The sequence below is a fragment of the Herpetosiphonaceae bacterium genome (assembly GCA_036374795.1).
In the GTDB taxonomy this organism is placed as follows: Bacteria; Chloroflexota; Chloroflexia; order Chloroflexales; family Kallotenuaceae; genus LB3-1.
Window position 1 is genome coordinate 1 of the sequence record DASUTC010000069.1, and the last position, 2,182, is coordinate 2,182.

2 protein-coding genes are annotated in these 2,182 nt (G+C 63.0%); both read right to left on the reverse strand.

From position 1 onward, the window contains the following. A partial coding sequence (locus tag VFZ66_04785) for a condensation domain-containing protein (protein HEX6288482.1) occupies positions 1-977 on the reverse strand: 977 nt, incomplete at its 3' end. Positions 978-1,526: 549 nt separating this feature from the next. Then, the coding region (locus VFZ66_04790) for a phosphopantetheine-binding protein (GenBank protein ID HEX6288483.1) at positions 1,527-2,182 on the reverse strand (656 nt) is incomplete at its 5' end.

Here is a 2,182-nt window from a genome sequence, read left to right on the forward strand (position 1 = left end):
TAGGCGCTGAGCGCCACCTCGCGCACGCGGCGCACCAGCGCCAGCACGCTCGGCTGGTCGCGCAGATCGAGGCGCAGCGGCAGCATGTTGACAAAGCAGCCGATCAGCGGCGCGGTTTCCGGGCGCGCGCGGCCCGCGATCGGCACGCCGACGACGAGATCGGGCTGCGCGGTGTAGCGGGCGAGGAGGAGTTGGAAGGCGGCGAGCAGGGTCATGAAGGGGGTGGCGTGGGCGCGCTGGCTGAGGGCGTGCAGGGCGGCGGCGAGCGCGGGGGGCAGGTGCAGCGGCAGGGTCGCGCCGACGAAGGACGGCACGGGCGGGCGCGGGTGGTCGGTGGGGAGGGCCAGCAGCGGGGGGGCGGCGGCGAGGTGCTGCTGCCAGTAGCCAAGCTGCCGCTCCAGCACCGCGCCCTGGAGCCAGTCGCGCTGCCAGACCGCATAATCCGCGTATTGAATCGGAAGCTCCGGCAGATCCCTGCGCTCGCCGGTAAAGCTCGTGTAGAGCGCCGCCAGCTCCTCGAAGAAGATGCTGTATGACCAGCCATCGAAGATCATATGGTGCACCGTCAGGAGCAGCCGATGATCATCGGCGTCAAGCCGGAGCAGCGTGGTGCGCAGCAGCGGGCCGATGATCAGATCGAAGGGACGCCGCGCCTCCTCGATCGCCAGTCGTTGCGCTTCGGCCTCGCGGAGTTCGGCTGGGTAGCTCGTGAGGTCGATCAGCGGCAGCGCGACGGTCGAATTTTCGGCGACCACCTGCATCGGCACGCCATCTATCGCTCTGAACGTTGTGCGGAGCGCCTCATGCCGATCAGCAATCGCCTGGAGTGTTTGAAGCAGCGCTGCTGGCTGCAAATGACCTTTGAGGCGAATCGTCCGAGCAATGTTGTACGCGGCGGTTCCTGGAGCAAGCTGCTCGATGAACCACAGCCGTTGCTGGGCGAAAGATACAGGAAAGATGAAGACTTCCTGACTCATTATCTATACCTCCATGCGTGCTGATGCGTATCCAGGCGCTTCGTACCCGGCAAGAATGAAATCTAAAAGATGTTGGTCTAAATAAGACGAGCTTAGAAACCACAAGCAAGCGGTCGGCACAATCAATAGATCATCGTGTCTCAAATACAAGCCTATGCGCGCTCAATGAAACGATTGATTTTGGGCAAAGACGAGCCGTACCCAGACGTTATGCGACGGGCAGCATAGAGCGACGACGTGGCACGGTCCTACGACCGGCGAGCTAATCACGCCTTACGACGGGCCTATGTGGGCGTATGTTTTCGCGCGGCATGCTCCAAAACTGGTCAGCCGAGCGAGCAACGATGCTGGATGTCCACGATCATCTGATGGGCACGGTAATCCAGATGGATCGGCGTAAGGCTGTTGGAAGCGATCTGCGATGCTGGATGTCCACGATCATCTGGTGGGCACGGTAATCCAGATGGATCGGCGTAAGGCTGTTGGAAGCGATCTGCGATGCTGAGCGTGCATGACCATCTGGCGCGCGCAGTGTCCTGATGGGTCGGCTTATAGAATCTTGGAACGGTGACGATTGCGATCAAGCCGCACGATAGCGGGCGAATGAAGAGCGATGCCGTTCTGCCTGGCCTTCTCGATAACCTCGGCAAACTGGGCAATCGTGGGCGCTTCAAAAAGATGCTGTAACGTGAGCTCGACCTGAAATACCTCATGTGCTCGAAAGATAGCCTGCATTGCCGATAAGGAATGGCCGCCGAGCGCAAAGAAATGATCATGCACGCCCAGGCCCGGCTGATCGGAGCTATGGCTGAGATTGAGCACCTGAGTCCAGATATTGATCAGCACTTCTTCGGTTGGCGTCCGAGGAGCCGTGTACGCGCCCGGCTGCGTCGAGGGTGACTCCGTGGGCGTGGGCAGCGCCTGCCGATCGACTTTGCCATTGGGGGTCAGCGGCAGCGCCTCCAGCACCACGAACGCGCTCGGCACCATGTACTCCGGCAGCCGTGCCGCCAGGAAGGCGCGCAGGTCCGCAGGCACCGGGCTGAGGGCACCGGCCTGAGGGTCGCGCCGCGCCTCTCCTGCCGTCGGTGCGTGGGCTTCCGTAGGCGCGTGGGCGCCCACCACGTATGCGACCAGCCGCTGCGCCCCAGGCCGATCTTCCCGCGCCAGCACCACGGCCGCGCGCACGGCGGGATGCTGCCCCA